The organism is Pannonibacter sp., assembly GCF_051860505.1.
Classification (GTDB): domain Bacteria; phylum Pseudomonadota; class Alphaproteobacteria; order Rhizobiales; family Stappiaceae; genus Pannonibacter.
Window position 1 is genome coordinate 178,063 of sequence record NZ_JBHYDX010000001.1, and the last position, 18,075, is coordinate 196,137.

Sequence of the window (18,075 nt, forward strand, 5' to 3'; positions counted from 1 at the left end):
CGGACGAATGTCAGCCCTTGTGGCGGGCAAGGTCCGCATCGACCATCTCGGTGATCATGTCCTCGAGACTGGTTGTCGCACGCCAGCCGAGATTTTTATGCGCCTTGCTGGCATCACCCAGCAGCACATCCACCTCGGCCGGCCGAAGGAACGCCGGGTTGATGCGGATGTAATCTTCCGGATTGAGGCCGACATGGGCGAAGGCGATGTTGATCATGTCACGGACGGTGGTGGTGCGGCCGGTGGCGACGACATAGTCATCGGGCCTGTCCTGCTGCAGCATCAGCCACATCGCTTCAACATAGTCGCGGGCGTGGCCCCAGTCGCGCTTGGCGTCCAGGTTGCCCATCTCCAGCACGTCGAGCGTGCCGAGCTTGATGCGGGCAACGGCATCGGTGACCTTGCGGGTCACGAACTCCAGGCCGCGCAGCGGCGATTCGTGATTGAACAGGATGCCCGAGGTGGTGTGCATCCCGAAGCTCTCGCGGTAGTTCACCGTCATCCAGTGGGCGTAGAGCTTGGCGGCAGCATAGGGCGAGCGCGGATAGAACGGCGTCGTCTCGGACTGCAGCGGCTCCTGGATAAGGCCGTACATCTCGGACGAGGACGCCTGGTAGAAGCGCGCTTCCGGAGCTTCGATGCGCACGGCCTCAAGCACATTGACGGCACCGATGCCAGTGACGTTGCCGGTCAGGATCGGCTGTTCCCAGGAGGACTTGACGAACGACTGGGCCGCGAGATTGTAAACCTCGTCCGGCTTTGTCCCGCGCACGGCGCGAATGAGGCAGGAGAGGTCGGTCAGGTTGCCGTCGATATACTCCACCTCGCGCTCGATGCCGAGCCAGCGCAGCCGGTGGTCATTGACGCCGAAATGGCTGGAGCGCCTGACAAGACCATAAACCTTGTATCCCTTCTCCAGCAGAAGCTTGGAGAGATAGGCGCCGTCCTGTCCGGTCACCCCCGTGATCAGAGCCGTCTTCGCCATCAAACAGCCACCCTTCGCATCTAACGCCTTGCCGTGAGGGGTCGGTAAAACCAAACCCAAGCCTCGGCGGATTAAACCTTCATCAGGCAAGCGTCAACAGACGCGGCACTGGTCAGGCCCTTGCCGTGCTTGAACGAGGACCGGCAAACCGATACATCAAGGCAGGCGAGAGCCCGCGCGTGACCTGCAGGCTGTGCGCATGGCGGATCGTGGCGCCGGGCCTGACAACCCGGCGGACCTGGCTGGCAGACCCGGTGGAAACGCCGCGACGGCCGGCAGGATGCGAAAGGCACCCAGCCCAACGGGCCGGGCAACAGGCAGAAAACGGGCAGGAATGGCCGCGGCAGCCAGGCGGCGCTGTGCCAGATTGCCCAGAGAAACGCGATGACAGACCAGCAGCTCAAGGAACCGTCCATGGTGAAGCCGGAGGCCCCCTCGGGATTCAAGACGCTCAGCCCGGCCAGCATCGCCAAGCCGTTGCAGCGCCTGTCGCGGGCGCCCGCCGGAGCGCTTGATCATGTGCGCAAGGACTGGAAATCGCAGCTGCGAATCGGGGGCTGGGGCGCCTTCATCGCGCTGGTCATGGTGCCGACGTTCTTTGCCTTCATCTATTACGGCTTCATCGCATCCGATCAGTACGAGTCCGAGGCCCGTTTCATCGTGCGCTCTTCGGAAAAGCCGCAGGTCGGCGGACTGGGGGCCTTGCTGCAGACGACCGGCCTTGGCCCGGCCCAGGAGGAAACCTATTCCGTCCTCGACTATATGGCCTCCCGCGATGCCCTGCGCGACATCCAGGCGACTATCGACTACAAGACCCTGATGGGCCGCGACTTCGTCGATTTCCTGTCTGCCTATCCGAACCTGATCGACGGATCGACCTTCGAAGGCATGTACGACCATTTCAGCCGTCACGTGACACCCAAGCACGATACGGCCTCCGGCATTTCGACCGTGACCGTGCGCGCCTTCACGCCGGAAGATGCAAAGGGCATCGCAGAAGCGCTTTTGACCAATGCCGAGCAACTCATCAACCGGATGAACACGCGGTCGCGGGAGGACAGCCTGACGCTGGCGCGTACCGAAGTGCGCAGCGCCGAGCAGCGTGTGCTGGACAATCAGCTGAAGATGATGGCCTTCCGGGTCAAGGAAGGCATCGTTGATCCGGAACTGGCGTCCAAGGCGGCGCTGGAGTTGATCGGCGAGATGGCCGGCGAGCAGGCCAAGCTGGAAACCCAGTTGCGGCTGATTACGGAGCAGACGCCGAACAGCGTCCAGATCCAGGTGTTGCAGAAGCGCCTGGATGCGGTCGTCGCCCAGCTGGAGCAGGAAAAGGCCAAGCTTGTCAGCCAGAACGGATCGCTCGTTGGCACCTATGCCGAATACGAGCAACTGGTTCTTGAGCAGGAGTTCGCCGCCAAAGCGCTTCTGACAGCCCAGGCAAACCTGTCGTCTGCCCGTATCGAGGCCGCGCGCAAGCAGCTTTACCTGGAACGGATCATCGAACCGAATGCGCCTGACTACGCCCGGTTCCCGCAGCGCGTTCTGCGCATCCTGACCGTGTTCATGACGTTCTTCCTCGGCTACGCGATCATCTGGCTGCTGTATGTGAACGCCCGGGAGCACAAGCATTGAGCCGACAGCCGGGTCGGGAGGGCCCGCAGCCGGGCTGGCTGAGCAATGCCAGGGCGATGGCCACAACCCAGACCCGGGTGATCGGTGCGCTCGTGATGCGCGAGATCCATACCCGGTTTGGCCGCGACAACATCGGCTTCGCGTGGATCATCATCGAACCGGTGATGTTCTGTCTGGGCGTCATCGCCATGTGGTCGATCGCGAAGTCGAGCAGTCATGTCGAGACGCCGATCGTTCCGTTCCTGCTGTCCGGTTACATGCCGCTGCTGATGTACCGTCACTGCGTCATGCGCGCGCTGCGCTGCATGCAGGCCAACCTGGAACTGATGTATCATCGCCAGGTCACGATTTTTGCCATGTACATGGCGCGCATGGGCGTGGAAGTGGTCGGAACGCTGGCCGCCTTCTTCATCACCTGGATCATTTTCTACATCTGGGGCTTCGTCGAGATGCCCCACGATCTCGGACCGATCCTGTTCGGCTGGGGGCTCTATGCCTGGTATTCCGTGGCGGTGGCCATCCTGATCGGCGCTCTGTCCGAGCGCTCGGAAGTCGTGGAAAAGATCTGGAACCCGCTATCCTACATCATGATCCCGCTGTCCGGAACCTTCTACATGGTCAGCTGGCTGCCCGAACCCTTCCGCGAATACATCATCCTCATTCCGCAGGTCAGTGCCGTGGAGTATATTCGTCACGGGATCTTCGGTCCGACGGTTGCCACCTACTACAATCTTCCAGTGGCCATTTACACATCGGCCGTAATCACCGTGCTAGGCCTCTATTTCCTCAAGGACGCCCGGTCCTATGTCGACCTTCAGTGAGCGCGCACCGTGATCCGTGTTGTTGATCTTGTGAAGGAATATCGGCATGGTCACAGCACCAAACGGGTGCTGGACGGGGTGAATTTCGAGGTGCGCAAGGGCGAGCGGCTTGCCGTCCTGGGGCGCAACGGCGCAGGCAAGTCGACACTTGTCCGCCTTCTTGGCGGGCTTGAATATCCGACGTCGGGCAAGATCCACTGCGATATGACCCTGTCCTGGCCGCTTGGTCTCAGCGGCGGGTTCCAGGGCAGCCTGACCGGCATCGACAACATGAAGTTCATCGCGCGCCTGTATGACCGGGACTACCGGGACGTCTTTGACTATGTAGAATATTTTTCCGAGCTTGGCGCTTATCTGGCCCAGCCTGTGAAAACCTATTCCTCGGGCATGCGGGCACGGCTTGCCTTCGGACTGTCGCTCGCCATCGACTTTGATTGCTACCTCATCGACGAGGTCATCTTCGTTGGCGATCAGCGCTTTCACCGCAAGTGCAAGGAAGAGATCTTCGAGAAGCGGGCGGACCGCGCCCTGCTGCTGGTCTCCCATGATGCTGCCATTCTCAATGACTATTGCAACGGCGCTCTTGTGCTGCATCAGGGCCGATCCAAGTTCTTCCAGGACATCCCCCTCGCTCTCGACATCTACAACAATCTCTGAGCGCTCGGCTTTGACGTGTCGCGCCCGCGCCCTTATACGGAAAGCATGGCTACGTGGGTCCGGTGGACCGCACGCCTGAAACGAAAAGAAAGACGAGACAGATGAGCGCTTCGGACAATACCGTCACCATCGATGGCAAGGTCTACAAGCTTTCCGACCTCAACTCGGAAGCCCAGAACCAGCTGCGCAACCTGCAGGAAGTCGATCGCAAGATCGCCATGGCGCAGAACGAGATCGAGACCATGACGACCTGGCGGACGATCCACAGCCACGCGCTGAAGGCCGAACTGGACAAGATGGCCTGACACCGAACCTCCCGTCCCTTGCCGCGTTGCGAGGGACGGGCCGGCCGACGCATCTGATCCGGCCGTGGCCGCTGCAGGCGGAGAAGGAACAAGCGGGATGCTCGGGGCTACCGACCTGGAACTCGCCGACCCGCCGGCAGGCGCTGCCGGATCGGAGGCTGCCTCTCGTCATATCCTGTTCCTGCAGGGCCCGCTTTGCCCGCTCTACGCCCGCATGGGCGCCTTGATGCGGCAGGAGGGGCATCGTGTGTCCCGGATCAATTTTTGCCCTGGCGACTGGCTGCACTGGCGCGAGCCCGATGCGTTGTCGTATCGCGGGCAGCCGGAAGCGTTTCGGCATTTCATCGACGACTATCTGCGCCAGACCTCCGTCACTGATCTGGTGTTGCATGGCGACCAGCGAATCTACCACAAGGCAGCCATCGCCGCTGCTAGCCCGCTCTCCATCCAGATCGCGGTGACTGAGCTTGGGTACCTGCGCCCAGGCTATCTGACCCTTGAGCGCGACGGCCTCTCCACTTTAAGCCGCTTCCCCGATGATCCCGATGCGATCCGGGCCCTGGCGGCCGCGGCCCCGGAGGCTGATCTCGAGCCGATCTATCCCGGCTCCTTCGCCCTCGAGGCGATCCCGGACATGATCTATAATCTTTTCAACGTGTTCGCGGGCTTCACCTATCCGCATTATCAGCGCCACACGATCTATCAGCCGCTTGTCGAATATCCCGCGCAAGGCCTGCGCCTCCTGGGCAAGGGGCGACGCAACACGGTTGTCGCCAGCGCACAGGCGCTGTTGTTTGCGGGCAATGCGCCCTTCTTCGTGCTACCATTGCAACTGGAGGGAGACTTCCAACTGCGTGCCCACTCGCCCTACACCAGCTTTGCCGAGGTGATCGAGACCGTCATCGCCTCCTTTGCAGCCAACGCGCCTGAGGCAAGCCGTCTCGTGCTCAAGAGCCATCCGCTCGATGCCGGGTTTGAACGCTGGCCGAAGCGGGCAATGGCGATCGCCGACCGGCACGGGGTGCGGGACAGGGTCCTGTTCTTCGACGGTGGTACGCTCGGGCCCCTGTTTCAACGCGCTGCCGGCGTGGTGACGCTGAACAGCACGGCCGGGTTGGAGGCAATGCAGGCCGGTTGCCCGGTGAAGACGCTGGTCCCGGCCCATTTCGACATTCGCGGGCTGACCCATGCCGGACCGCTCGACGGCTTCTGGGCCGCGCCGCAGCGGCCGGACCCTGAACTTCTCGACGACTACATCCGGGCGATTGCCGCCTATATCCAGGTGCGCGGGTCCATCCACAACCGGGAGGGGCTGGAAGCGGCGGCGCGAAACATGACCCGGCGCATTCTTGACCGGCAGCTCAACAGCGGCGAGGCCTATAGGACGCCGCCGCCACGGCTTGCCCGCGCCCGGGCGCTCGGGGTTCCGCTGTGAGGCGCCGGTCGGTCAGACTGGTCGTTGCGGATCCGGCGCTCGAGCCCATGCGCGGTGATCTGGTGGCGTTGGCCAAAAGCCGCACCGGCCCCCTGGCTGCCTGCGCCCTGGATCCGGACTGTGCCGGCAAGCGGAGTGGTCTGCGCCTGATCGTGGTCGGCCTTGATGCCGCCGCCTTCGCTCGTGCCCGGACCGAGGCCCTGGCGACAGGCGCACGCCTTGCCCTGGCTTTTCCCGGCCCCTTCGGGATCGAGCCCGTCAGCCAGTTTCCGCATGTGCTGGGATTGCTGGTCCTGCCGCCCCGCGTCGTGCTTTTGTCAGAACAGCCGCAAACAGCGCTTTTGGCCGCGCTGCGGGCCTTGGCGCCCGCAGACCATGGCGCAGCACTTGCCGCCTGGCGCAGCGCCTGGCCCGACCCCTGGTACCGGCACGGGCCGCTGGAATTGCCCGGTCTCGACCGATTCAAGCTGGAATTGCGCCAGCCACAGGCGGACTTGCCGCCCGATGACGGTGAGTTCCGGCTTGTCGCCAGCGGCAATGGCGCTTTTGCGCCTTGCAGCGACACCAGTGCGCGCCTGCTGCGTGCAGCACCCCAGCCAGGAAGCCCGCAGCCCTGGCTGGCGGCCGCAACCCGGCTGGAGACGGACAGCGCGGCCCTGGCGCTCTACGCGCTGCTGTCCGGCATTCCTCTTTCAGAAGCGCCGGACAGGTCGGTCGCCGCAGTCCTCTCGGCGGCACCGGACCGGGACGCGCTGACCGACGTCTTGGCGGCCGAGGGATTGGCCTGGATCGAGCCTTATCGCCGCCAGGCCGTCAGCCTTGCCGAAGGCCTTGATATTGCCGCCACGCTTGCAAGCGTTCACCAGCAGAACGCGCAGGCTGCCTTCTGCCTTGGGGCCCAGAGCTGGAACCACGCCGCGATCCGCGCCACTTTCACCGGCGCCGGGGGCGGGGTGACATTCTGCAGCAACCAGGGCGCTGCCCTCGAAGGGGCGCAGAAGACTGGCGGTTGCATCATTTCCTGGGCCGGCAAGACGTCGGCGGAGCTCGAAACTGCGGCAGAGGCGGCCGGTGTGCCCTTGCTGCGCATCGAGGATGGCTTCCTGCGCTCCGTCGGTCTGGGCGCCGGGCTGGCGCGTGGCGCCTCGCTGGCCGTCGATGACCTCGGCATCTATTATGATCCCTCGCGTCCCAGCGCGCTGGAGCATCTCTTGATGACGGCAGAGGTGACGCAGGCGCAGAAGGCGCGCGGCGCGGCCCTGCGCCATGCTATCGTCGCGGCCCGGATCACCAAATATAATTTCGGCGAACGACGCCGCTATGATTTTCCCAAGGATCGGCAGGTCGTGCTGGTGCCTGGCCAGGTCGCCGACGATGCGGCTGTGCGCCGGTCGACATCCGCGACCATCGACTGCGCCAACACGCCCAACGTCAACCTGGACCTGTTGCGGCTCGCCCGGCAGCGCAATCCGGACGCCTATCTGGTGTTCAAGCCGCATCCGGACGTGGAAACCGGCCTGCGCAAGGGCAAAATCGACGAGGCGGATCTCGCACAGCTTGCCGATCATGTCGCGCGCGATGCCGATATCGTCGACCTGATCGAGGCGGTGGACTCGGTGGAAACCTTCTCCTCGCTGTCCGGCTTCGAGGCGCTGCTGCGTGGGCGCAAGGTGACGACGCATGGCTTGCCGTTCTACGCCGGCTGGGGCCTCAGCGAGGACCTGACGGCCTGCGAGCGGCGCGGTCGGGCGCGGGACATTGATGAACTGGTCTATCTGGCACTGGTCGTCTACACCCGCTGCATCGATCCCGTGAGCCTGCTGCCCTGCCGACCGGAAGATGTCATCGCCCGCCTTGTCGAGCAGCGCCAGAGCCGGCGCCACAGGCTCGCTGCGGATTTCTGGCGGCATCTCTCCTGGCTCGGCCGACGCCTGGGCCTTTAACCGATAGAGGACTGCATGGCCCGTTTCTCTCCGACCTCGATTGTCCTGACAGGCGCCAGTGGCGGCATCGGTACGGCTCTTGCGAGGGAATATGCGGCGCCTGGCCGGGTGCTGCTGCTGATTGCCCGCGATGCAGAGAAGCTCCAGCAGCTTGCGTCGGAAGTCGAGGCGATGGGGGCGACGGCAGAATGGGCCGCCATCGATGTGCGCGATCGGGCAGCGCTGAGGGCCGCGCTCGCCGAATTCGACGGACGCCATCCGGTGGATCTGGTGATTGCCAATGCCGGCGTGACCGGTGGGCTTGGACCGGACCGCTCGCGGGAGCCGGATGCAGCCTCCGACCGGCAATTCGACATCAATCTCGGCGGGGTCATCAATACGGTGACGGCGCTGGTGGAGCCGATGCGCCTCAGGGGGCAGGGCCGGATCGCGCTCGTTGCCTCGCTGGCGGGCCTGCGTGCCCTGCCGGACATGCCCTCCTACAGCGCGTCAAAGGCGGCGGTGGTTGCCTATGGCCATTCCCTGCGTGGCTGGTTGAAGCCCTTCGGCGTGTCGGTGACTATCCTGTGTCCGGGCTTCGTCACCTCGCCCATGTCGGCCCGGCACAAGGGGGCCAAACCCTTCGAGATCTCCGCCGAGGACGCCGCCCGCCGCATGCGCCGGGCCATCGAGCGCCGCGCCGCAATCCATGCCTTCCCGCTGCTGCTCGCCACCGGCATCTACCTGCAGGGCCTGCTGCCGCCCAAGCTCGCCGACCTGTTCATGACGGGCTTTGAAGCCGAGATCGAACCTGATCCGCGCTACGAGCGGGAGTAGGGAATCCATTCGAGCCGGCGTTGGTTTGTCTCAACCCCTTGCCGCAGCCTCCCTCTCCCCCCTTGAGGGGAGGTTATCGCATATGAAGTTTGGCACATGCTCGATGCGAGGGACTGTGCCGAGGTAGTTTAACCCTGTCGGAGCCTCTCCGCTCCCCTCCCCCTCGTGGGGAGGGGGCTGGGGGTGGGGGGATCTGACTCAAATCCAGGGTAGTTGCGTCCCTGAGTAGGTTTATTTCGCACGTTTTGCGATCGGACGGCCGTCCGTGCCCCCCACCCCTTACCCCTCCCCACGAGGGGGAGGGGCGCTGAGAGGTCTCGAAAACCGTCCGGTTAAATATGCGATCTTGGCTCCCCTCAAACACGAAGAGGGAGCCAGTCGCGGGATCGTGCGCAAAATCAGCCAGATACAGCGGAGGAAGCCTCTCGCTGCTTTACCGCGTTGCCTTGATCAGCCGCTCCATGGCCGAGCCTCCGGCGCGGACGCCATCCAGTTCTTCGGCGGTGATCGCCACCACGCGGTCGATCTGCTCGAACGTATGCTCGCTGGTGATGAAGAAGCGCAGCCGGGCGGCCTTTTCAGCCACTGCAGGGAAGATGATCGGCAGGGCGTTGACCCCGCGCTCCAAGAGGCGATTGGCGAGGGTGACCGCGCCGATGCTGTCGCCGACGATGATCGGGACCACCGAGTAGCCGGCACTGGGTCCCGTGTCGAGACCGGCCGCTTTGGCGGCTTTCAGGAAATGCTGGCCATTGGCCTGCAGCCGCGTCACACGCTCGGGCTCGCGCTGCAGCAGTTCAGCACTTTTGATCGCGGCAGCCGTCAGGGCCGGGGAGAGACCGACGGAGAAGACGAAGCCGGGTGCGGTCGCCTTCAGGTAGTCGCACAGAACCCGCGATCCGGCGATATAGCCACCGCAGGACGAGAAGGTCTTGGACAGGGTCCCCATCCACATCTCGACCTCGTTCGGGTCGACGCCATAATGCTCGGCGATACCGCGTCCGGTGGCACCCAGCACGCCGATGGAATGGGCCTCGTCGACCAGCAGCCAGGCATCATAGGCCTGCTTCAGCTTGACCACACGCCTCAGATCCGGGAAGTCGCCATCCATCGAGTAGAGGCCTTCCACGACAATCAGCACATGCTCGTATTTGTGCCGGTTGTCGGCCAGGAGGCGCTCCAGCGCATCCAGGTCGTCATGCGGGAAGTTGATGCGGGTCGCCCCGGACAGGCGCGCCCCTTCGGCAATCGAATTGTGGACGAGCGAATCCGTCAGGATCAGGTCGCCCTTGTTCATCATGTGGCCGATGGTGGTGACATTGGTGGCGTGGCCGCTGACCATCACCACGGCGGCTTCTGTGCCGTGGATGTGCGCCAGGGATTCTTCCAGCTGCTTGTGGATCGGCCGCTCGCCGGCTACGACGCGGCTGGCCGACACGCTGACGCCATAGGTCTCAACGGCTTGCTGCGCCGCCGCGATGACCTCCGGATGGCCATTGAGGCCGACGTAATTGTAGGAGGCGAAATTATCGTAGACGCGCCCGTCGATTGCAGTGGTGCCTGCCGCAAGGCCATCATGGGCGCGGAAGAACGGATTGCCGATCCCCATCATCTCGGCAGCGGCGCGCTGCATCTGCAACTGGCGCACCTGCGGCAGGTCGGTGAAGTCGAAAGACTTGCGCTTGACCTGCGGTTCGCAGGCAAGTGAAGCCGGCCGGCGGTCACGGCCGGCGCGCCGGCCAGCCCGGACGCTGTCCATCAGCTTGTCACGATCACCGCCGGCGATGCCGCCAAGGCTCGGGCGCTTGTTCGTCATAGCAGGGACCTCATTTCGCGGCTCTTGGCTTCGACCTGCTCGGCGATATCGGCAAGGTCGCCAGCGTCGGCAAGATCTTCCGACACGTGCTGGCTGGCCAGTTGCTGCGCCTCGGCAGAAGCGCCGTTGTCGCCCTCGCCACCGAGCACCCGGTTGACGACGCGGGTGGCCAGGTCGATCAGCGTCGCGCCATTGGCCAGCGACATCAGCGGAATGTCGATGCCAAGCTGGCGTTCGGCGCTCATGCGCAGCTCCAGCGCCATCAGCGAATCCATGCCGACATCAGACAGGGGCTTGTGCGGGTCGATTTCCTCCGGCGCAATGCGCAGGATCTTGCCGATCTCCCCGGCCAGAAGGCCGCACACGGTGGTGACGGCCTTGACCTTGTCCATGCCCTTCAGCAGCACGTTGAGGTCAATCGCCCCTTCCACGGACGCACCGTCTTCCGCCGAGCCAAGGCCCAGGAGATCGACGAGCGGGGTCGACAGCAGGGCCAGGTCGCGGCGGGCGGCTTGCCAGTCGATGCGGGCAAAGCCGACAGCAGCCGTCTCCAGATCGGTTTGTGGTTCGCCCATCAGCGCGACGAGCCCGTCAAGGGCTTCGCGCGCCGACAGCGCATGGCGGCCAAGCTTGCGCGACAGCAGGTCGTTGACCTCCTGGTTGCGGGCGAGATAGCCGGCATCGGAAATCGCACCCCAGGCAACAGCCAGTCCCGGCTTGCCGGCAGCGCGGCGCTTGCGGGCCAGTGCTTCCAGATAGCCGTTAGCGGCCACGTAGTTCGCCTGGCCCGGATTGCCGACGAGCGTCGTGGCTGATGAATAGAGCACGAAATGCTCCAGCGGATCGTTTGCCGTCAACCGGTCCAACAACTCTGCGCCGCGCACTTTCGGTGCCAGCACGCGGGTCAGGCCGTCGTGGTCGAGGTTGGAGATCAGCACGTCGTTCAGCACCATGGCGGTGTGGAACACGCCGCGGATCGGCGGCAGTTTCGCCCGTGCAGAGGCAAGCACCGCAGCAACGCCGGCTTCATCGGTGAGGTCGCAAGCCGGAGCCTCGACCGTGACACCGCGTGCTGCCAGTTCTGCGATCACCGCAGCAGCTTCCTCGGTCGTGCCGCCACGCCGGCTGAGAACCACCAGATTTCGGGCGCCCAGGTCAGCCATGCGGCGCAGCAGTTCGGTGCCGAAGCCACCAAAGCCACCTCCGATCACGTAGGTCGCATCTGCACGCAGTGCGAAGTCATGGCTGCGGCGCACATCGGCCGGCACGTGCGGCGGCCGCAGGATGATCTTGCCGATATGGCCGGCCTGCTGCATCAGGCGGAACGCCTCGACGACGCCATCGGCCTCGAAGACGCGGTAAGGGAGCGGGGCCAGCGTGCCGGCCTCGAACAGGCGCACCAGTTCGACGAACAGCTCCTTGGCCAGTTTCGGCTGACGGGTCAGCAACTGGTCGGCATCGATGCCAAAGTAGGTCAGGTTCTGGCGGAACGGGCGCAGACCGATGCGGGTGTTGCCGTAATAGTCGCGCTTGCCCAGTTCCAGGAAGCGGCCGAACGGACGCAACACTTCGATGGAACGCTCCATCGCCTCGCCGAACAGCGAGTTGAGGACGACATCCACGCCTTCTCCGTCGGTCGCGGTCATGACCTCGTCGACGAAGGCAAGGCTGCGCGAATCCAGCACCAGATCGGCGCCAAGCAGGCGCAGGAAGCTGCGCTTCTCCTCAGAGCCTGCGGTGGTGATGACGCGCGCGCCGCGCCACTTGGCGATCTGCAGCGCCGCAAGTCCGACACCACCGGCGCCGCCATGGATCAGCACCGTCTCGCCTTCCGACAGGCGGGCCAGATGCACCAGGGCGTAATAGGCGGTCAGGAACGTGACCGGAATGGTCGCAGCCTCTTCCGCCGAGACCGTGGAGGGCATCGGCGCACAGGCGTCTTCCGACACGGTGACATGCGAGGCAAAGCAGGCCGGCGCAAAGGTGATGACCCGGTCGCCAGGCCGGAACCGGGTGGCATCCGGACCGGTCGCCAGCACGATACCGCAGCATTCCATGCCGAGCGTCGGACCGGCAAAGCCGTCTTCCAGCGCTTCTTCCGGCAGAAGGCCAAGCGCCCACATCACATCGCGAAAATTGAGGCCGCTGGCCTCGACCGCGATCTCGATCTCGTTGCCCTCCGGGATCTTCCGGTCGACCGCATGCCAGGACAGCTGGTCGAGCGAGCCCTGGCGCAGGATGTCGAGCCGCATGGCCGGACTGGCGTCGGGTGAAACAGCGCTGTCGGAGAACAGCCCGCCCTGGACGATCCTGAGGCCGGAGCGGCGGCGGCCATCGATGATGACCTCACGCTCGTCGCCGTACTTCAGGATCTCGTCGGCCAGGCGCACGGCCGCGACGCCGGGTTCCAGCGTCGGCGACAGGTCGATGAGACGGATGCCGGCATTGGCAAACTCGTTCATCGCCACACGGCCATAGGCCCAGACAGCGGCCTGATCGGGGCGATGGGCCGGGCCGCCGGCGATATCCTGCATGCCGCCTGGAGCCACGATCCAAAGGCGGGTATCGGCAAAACCGATGCTGTTGAGCAGGCGCGTTAAGTGCCAGGTGCGGCCATCGACGACAGACAATGCATCCCCTGCCGGGGCAAATGCGCCAGCCAGATGGACGATGCCAGCACTTGCACGCTTCAGCAGCGCTGCGGTGTCCGCATTGCCGGCGTCAAGCGACAGGCTGACCAGCCCGTCGATCGCCGGCGCATCCACCGGTGCATCAGCAACGGCGATCGTCACCTTCAGCCCGCGCGGGGCAAGGGTGGAGATCAGGGCCTCTGCCAGCTTGCGGCTGTCGCCATCGGCATCGCAGATGACCAGCAGTTCAGCCGTCGCCTCGCCATCTTGTGCAGCATCGGCCGTGGCGGTCTCGATTGTCTGCGGCGCGCGGGCGGCAATCAGGGTCGCTTCGGCCACATCGCTGGCAAGGGCCGCAGTCTCAATGGCTTCGAGGCCGAAGCCTTCCAGCACACTGCGCCATTCCTCGGCGCCACGCTGGCGCGAGATCGGGAAGCTGGCAAGGGCCGTCTCGCGCCACCAGTCGGAACCAATGCCGCGCAAGAGGTCTGTCAGCGGTGAGGGCACGAACTCGGCGCTGAACAGCAGGCCACCGCGTGCCAGATGTCTTGCAACCGCGGCAATGTCATCGGCGCTGCGGTCGGTCAGGCTGCCACCTGACAGGATGATGTCGAACGGGCCGGCGGCTGTCAGCGCTTCGGCGTCGTCAAAGGCGACGAACTGCAGGTTGTTCGAGCCGGTCCACTGGCGTTCGGCGCGGCCAAGCAGGGTGGAGACAGGATCGGTGACAGTCACCGATGCACGGCGCGGGTCTGAGGCCCGGTCGAGGGCCAGCAGCAGTTCCGGGCTGTCGGCACCGAGCACGAGAAGCCGCAAGGCCTGGTCCTGCGGCCAGCCGGCAATGATCCTCTCGGCCAGGTGACGCAGGCTGTTGTTGCGGGCAAGGGCTGCCGGCGACGAGGTCTGATAGGCTTCGTAAAGGCCGGAGGCGAACCAGCCGGAGGCCTTGTCCGCCAGACCGCACGCCAGCAGCCCTTCCAGACCCTCATGCAGGCGCGACAGCAGCGAAGCTTCCGCGATATGCCCGGATGCCTCGAGCGCAAGGGTCTTGAGGAGGTCCGCCGTTTCAGGCCCCTCGGCCGGATCGCTCAGGACGGTGTAGTCGCCAGCGTCCTCGGCAAGACCGCTGTCGATCAACCAGCCGAGCAGGGCGTGGACGAGCGGCAGAGCGCTTGCGGCGATCCCGCCGCTGGCGACCAGCGCATCGACATTGAAGTTCGCACCACCGGCCATCCGCCAGAGCGTTTCATGGGCAATTGTCCGTCCCATGGCCTCGACCAGCAGCAGGGTTTCGCCCGGCTCGAAGTCATCGGTGCTGGCGATACCGGCCGCGCGGGCGAAAGCGGCAAAGCCGTCCGGCATCACACCGGAAATGGGAGCCACCCGTGCCGGGTCCGGCAACAGGGTTGCAAAGGTACGGTAGGCGAGGTCGTCCTGGCGGGTTTCGCGGCCAAGGCGGACGGCGCGGAACCGGGCCTGGGACAGGCGGGCGACAACACTGCCCTCGGCGTCCAGATACTCGAAGCTTGCCTCGATCGACCGGGGGGACGCGCGCGTCACCTTGATCGAGACGCTGGCGGGAACAGCTTCCGGGGCGAGCAGGCGCAGGGCGCCGAAACGGATCGGCAGGAAGCTGGTCTGCGCTGGGATCTCCTTGACCCCGTTCAACAGCGCGAACAGGCCATGGAAACCAGCATCGAGCAGCGTCGGGCAGAGTGCGAACCGTTCGTCCGCCACAGTCTCGATCTGCGGCTTCAGGGTGACTGTTGCGGTCGTCGCATCATGCGTGACAACGGTTGCCGCACGTTGGAAGGCCGGGCCATAGCGCAGGCCAAAGGCGCGGGTGACCTCATAGAGCGCGGCATGGTCGAGGGTGACAAGCGTTTCGCTGCCGGTCTTCAGAACCGGTGTCTGGTCCTTGCGGACGGCAGACACATAGTGGCCACGCGCATTGAGGGCCCACTCGGACCCGGCCAGGCGCGGCCGTGACATCACTTCAACGACATGGTCGTCGGACGAGATGCGGACCTGGGTCTCGAAGGTCTCGGCGCCATCGAACACCAGCGGGCGCAGGATGTCGAAATCGCGCAGCTCGATCTCGTCGGCGCCGGTCCAGCGCAAGGCGGCGCGCAGGGCCATTTCCGTGTAGCCGGCGGCCGGGAACACGATGGACTCTTCCACCTTGTGATCGGCAAGCCATGGCAACAAGGCCGGATCAACATGGTTGAACCATGCGCTGACATCCTGGCGCAGGCGGTAGCCGAGCAGCGGCCAGCTCTTGCCGAACATGTAGTCGACGCTTTCGGCCGTCGCCTCCGGCTTGAACGGGACATTCTGCCAAGGATAGTTCGGCAGGGCCTCCGGCTGTACCGGGGCCTCTCCAAAGAAACTGCCGAGATCGATGTTGCCGCCATGGGCCAGAACGCCGGCAGCTGCGTGTTCGACCGGGTTGCGGGGCGTTTCGCCATTGCGTGCGGGCATGTCGAGGCTGGACAGCACATCCGCGCGCTGACCGCCTTCGCGCAGCACGTCGGTCATGTAGGTGCCGAGCACCGGCCGCGGGCCGATTTCGAGAAACACCGAGATGCCGTCGGCCGCCATGGCTTCGATAGCCGCAGAGAACAGCACCGGCTGGCGCACATTGCGCCACCAGTAGTCCGGGTCCAGCGCCACGTCGCGCGTGTCCGGTTCGACGGTGGAATAGAACGGGATCGTCGAGGGACGCGGTGACACGCCGTCGAGCGCTGCCAGCAGCGGTTCGCGGATCGGCTCCACCAGGGCACAGTGGAACGGATAGGCGAGGTTGAGCTTCTTCATCGCCCAACGCTTCTTGCGGGCGTATTTGCCGAAGGCGTCGAGGCTCTCGACCGGACCGGAGATGGTCACGCTGCGCGGCGAGTTGATCGCGGCAAGCTCGATGCGCGGGAACGCGGCCTCGTCGATGGCGGCCTGCGCCTCTTCGGCGGACAGCAGCAGGGCAGCCATGGTGCCCAGATCCCGGATGACTTCCTGCCGGGTCGAGCGGGCGTGGATCACCTTCACGGCCTGTTCCAGCGTCAGCGCACCGGAACACCAGGCGGCAGCCACTTCACCGACGCTGTGCCCGGCAACGGCGCTCGGGTATACTCCCCGCTTGGCCAGCGCCTCGACAAGGGCGACCTGGACGGCAAACAGCAGCGGCTGGGCAATCTCCGTCCGTTCGATTTCGTTCTCGAGATCCTCGGAGAACAGCGTGGTCAGCAGCGACCAGCCGCCAAGCCCCATGAACTTGCGGTCGACCCGTTCGAAAGCCTGCTGGAACTCAGGATCCTTCTGATAGGCATCCCGGCCCATTCCTGCCCATTGCGAGCCATTGCCGGAAAAGACGAAGGCAACTTTCTGCTCGCTTTTGACGGTGCTGCCCTGAACGAGGTTCGGGCAGCGCTCGTCAGCCAGGAAGGTCTCCAGCACCTGCCGGCGTTCAGCCGCCGAGCCGCCGAGGACGACCAGCCGGTCACCGAGCAGGTCGCGGGTGTAGGCCGCTGACGCTGCAATATGCGCCGCCTTGGCGTCGGATGCCCCGTCAAGCGCATCGTGATAACGGCGGGCAAGCTGCGCGAGGGCGGCCTTGCCACGGGCGCTCAGCACCAGCGGCGTGTCCATGCGCGGCATGTCGGCTTGTGCCTGGGTCTCATCCCTGTCGCCGTCGCAAATCACCACGTGAGCATTTGTGCCGCCGAAGCCGAAGGAGTTGATGCCGGCAAGGCGCGGCTTGTCTGACACCTTCAGGGCCACCGGCTCACTGGCGACCTTGAGGTTCAGTTCCTCGAAGGCGATGTCCGGGTTCGGTGTGTTGAAATGCAGGGAGCGCGGCAGTTCGTTGTGCTTGAGCGCCAGCAGCGACTTCAGCAGGCCGACCAGACCCGACACCGGCTCCAGATGGCCGACGTTGGTCTTCACCGAGCCGATATGCAGCACCTCGTCGCGCTTCTGGCCAATGACCTTGCCAAGCGCTTCGGCCTCTGCCGGATCGCCGACCCGGGTTCCCGTACCATGCGCCTCGACAAAGGCAAGCGCCTTCGGATCGACACCATCCGTGCCATACATTTCGGCAAGCAGGGCCGCCTGGGCATAGGCCGAGGGCAGGGACAGGCCAACCGTGCGGCCATCCGCATTGATGCCCGTCGCAAGGATGCGGCCATGCACCCGCGTGCCATTGGCCCGGGCAACGCGCGAGGACTGCAGAACAAGGACGACGCCGCCTTCCGAACGCACGTAACCGTCACCATTGGCGTCAAACGCCTGGCAAAGCCCGGTGGGCGACAGCATCGAGGCGCGGGAGAAGCCGACGAAGGAGAACGGGCTCAGCAGCATGCTGACGCCGCAGACAATGGCGGTGTCGATCTGGCCGCTTTCGAGCGCCGAGATCGCTTCGTGCAGGGCGACAAGCGAGGACGAACAGGCGGTATCGACGGTGAAGGACGGGCCACGCAGGTCATAGATGTAGGAAATGCGGTTCGAGACGATCGACAGCGTGTTGCCGGTCATGAACTGCATGTCGGCGTTGGGCGGATCGATCACGAAGCGATGGTGGTAGTCGAGCGAGGACGCCCCGACATAGACGCCCGTCGAGGTGCCGGCCAGAGCGCTCGGCGGCAGGCCGGCCTGTTCCAGCGCTTCCCAGACCAGCTGCAACAGGATGCGCTGCTGCGGATCCATCTGCAGCGCTTCGCGCGGCGAAATGCCGAAGAACGACGGATCAAAGCCCCAGACGTCATCCAGCTGACCGGCAGCCCAGGTGTAGGCCTTGCCGGCGGCAGCTCGGTCCGGATGGCCGAATCGGGCCAGAGGCCAACGGTCATTTGACACGCTGGTAACAGAACAGCGGCCTTCTTTCAGAAGATCCCAGAATTCGTGTGTATCGGCAGCGCCGGGAAGGCGGCTCGCATAACCAATGATCTCAATGTTGCTCTTAATAGAAGCCATTCGAAAAGCCTGTGCGTCCTACCGTCTTGCTGGGTCGTTCAGTTCTGCGCCTGCTTCATTGGAGCGGGAC

10 protein-coding genes are annotated in these 18,075 nt (G+C 64.8%); 7 read left to right on the forward strand and 3 right to left on the reverse strand.

From position 1 onward, the window contains the following. Nucleotides 1–10: 10 nt before the first annotated feature. On the reverse strand, nt 11–985 hold the full coding sequence (gene gmd, locus ACTIFE_RS00795; RefSeq protein WP_439527257.1) for a GDP-mannose 4,6-dehydratase: 975 nt from the start codon (nt 983–985) through the stop codon (nt 11–13). Nucleotides 986–1,369: 384 nt separating this feature from the next. Between gmd and ACTIFE_RS00800 the strand changes: the two genes are divergently transcribed. The 7 genes from ACTIFE_RS00800 to ACTIFE_RS00830 all read left to right on the forward strand — a co-directional run bounded on the left by ACTIFE_RS00800 (nt 1,370) and on the right by ACTIFE_RS00830 (nt 8,594). Beyond that, nucleotides 1,370–2,617, forward strand: a complete 1,248-nt coding sequence (locus tag ACTIFE_RS00800) for a capsule biosynthesis protein (protein WP_439527258.1) — start codon at nt 1,370–1,372, stop codon at nt 2,615–2,617. Further along, on the forward strand, nt 2,614–3,438 hold the full coding sequence (locus ACTIFE_RS00805; RefSeq protein WP_439527259.1) for an ABC transporter permease: 825 nt from the start codon (nt 2,614–2,616) through the stop codon (nt 3,436–3,438). Before ACTIFE_RS00800 ends, ACTIFE_RS00805 begins: the two co-directional genes overlap by 4 nt. Before the next feature lie 9 nt (nt 3,439–3,447). Next, nucleotides 3,448–4,095: an ABC transporter ATP-binding protein gene (locus tag ACTIFE_RS00810; RefSeq protein WP_439527260.1), complete on the forward strand. Its 648-nt coding sequence runs from the start codon at nt 3,448–3,450 to the stop codon at nt 4,093–4,095. Between the two features lie 101 nt (nt 4,096–4,196). After that, complete coding sequence (locus ACTIFE_RS00815; protein ID WP_439527261.1) at nt 4,197–4,400, forward strand: DUF6447 family protein; 204 nt, start codon at nt 4,197–4,199, stop codon at nt 4,398–4,400. A gap of 97 nt (nt 4,401–4,497) precedes the next feature. Continuing rightward, nucleotides 4,498–5,835: a capsule biosynthesis protein gene (locus ACTIFE_RS00820; protein ID WP_439527262.1), complete on the forward strand. Its 1,338-nt coding sequence runs from the start codon at nt 4,498–4,500 to the stop codon at nt 5,833–5,835. A gap of 47 nt (nt 5,836–5,882) precedes the next feature. Next, the gene (locus ACTIFE_RS00825) at nt 5,883–7,778 is read left to right on the forward strand and encodes a capsular polysaccharide export protein, LipB/KpsS family (RefSeq protein ID WP_439527263.1); all 1,896 of its coding nucleotides are present in this window, start codon (nt 5,883–5,885) and stop codon (nt 7,776–7,778) included. A 15-nt stretch (nt 7,779–7,793) separates the two neighbouring features. Further along, the gene (locus ACTIFE_RS00830; RefSeq protein ID WP_439527264.1) at nt 7,794–8,594 is read left to right on the forward strand and encodes an SDR family NAD(P)-dependent oxidoreductase; all 801 of its coding nucleotides are present in this window, start codon (nt 7,794–7,796) and stop codon (nt 8,592–8,594) included. Between the two features lie 433 nt (nt 8,595–9,027). Here the strand turns inward: ACTIFE_RS00830 and ACTIFE_RS00835 are convergent, their stop codons facing one another. Both ACTIFE_RS00835 and ACTIFE_RS00840 read right to left on the reverse strand, forming a co-directional pair. Further along, nucleotides 9,028–10,353 carry an aminotransferase class I/II-fold pyridoxal phosphate-dependent enzyme gene (locus ACTIFE_RS00835; protein ID WP_439527370.1) on the reverse strand — a complete coding sequence of 442 codons (1,326 nt, stop codon included), beginning with the start codon at nt 10,351–10,353 and terminating at the stop codon, nt 9,028–9,030. A gap of 53 nt (nt 10,354–10,406) precedes the next feature. Continuing rightward, nucleotides 10,407–18,005 (reverse strand): SDR family NAD(P)-dependent oxidoreductase, encoded by a 7,599-nt coding sequence (locus ACTIFE_RS00840; RefSeq protein ID WP_439527265.1) that lies wholly within the window; start codon nt 18,003–18,005, stop codon nt 10,407–10,409. Between the last annotated feature and the right edge of the window lie 70 nt (nt 18,006–18,075).

Excerpts from the sequence above, each read along its gene's own strand:
- ACTIFE_RS00830 (WP_439527264.1), top strand. The coding sequence starts at position 7,794 with ATGGCCCGTTTCTCTCCGACCTCGATTGTCCTGACAGGCGCCAGTGGC.
- ACTIFE_RS00840 (WP_439527265.1), bottom strand. The coding sequence starts at position 18,005 with ATGGCTTCTATTAAGAGCAACATTGAGATCATTGGTTATGCGAGCCGC.
- ACTIFE_RS00825 (WP_439527263.1), top strand. The coding sequence starts at position 5,883 with ATGCGCGGTGATCTGGTGGCGTTGGCCAAAAGCCGCACCGGCCCCCTG.
- ACTIFE_RS00815 (WP_439527261.1), top strand. The coding sequence starts at position 4,197 with ATGAGCGCTTCGGACAATACCGTCACCATCGATGGCAAGGTCTACAAG.
- ACTIFE_RS00800 (WP_439527258.1), top strand. The coding sequence starts at position 1,370 with ATGACAGACCAGCAGCTCAAGGAACCGTCCATGGTGAAGCCGGAGGCC.
- ACTIFE_RS00835 (WP_439527370.1), bottom strand. The coding sequence starts at position 10,353 with ATGGACAGCGTCCGGGCTGGCCGGCGCGCCGGCCGTGACCGCCGGCCG.
- gmd (WP_439527257.1), bottom strand. The coding sequence starts at position 985 with ATGGCGAAGACGGCTCTGATCACGGGGGTGACCGGACAGGACGGCGCC.
- ACTIFE_RS00820 (WP_439527262.1), top strand. The coding sequence starts at position 4,498 with ATGCTCGGGGCTACCGACCTGGAACTCGCCGACCCGCCGGCAGGCGCT.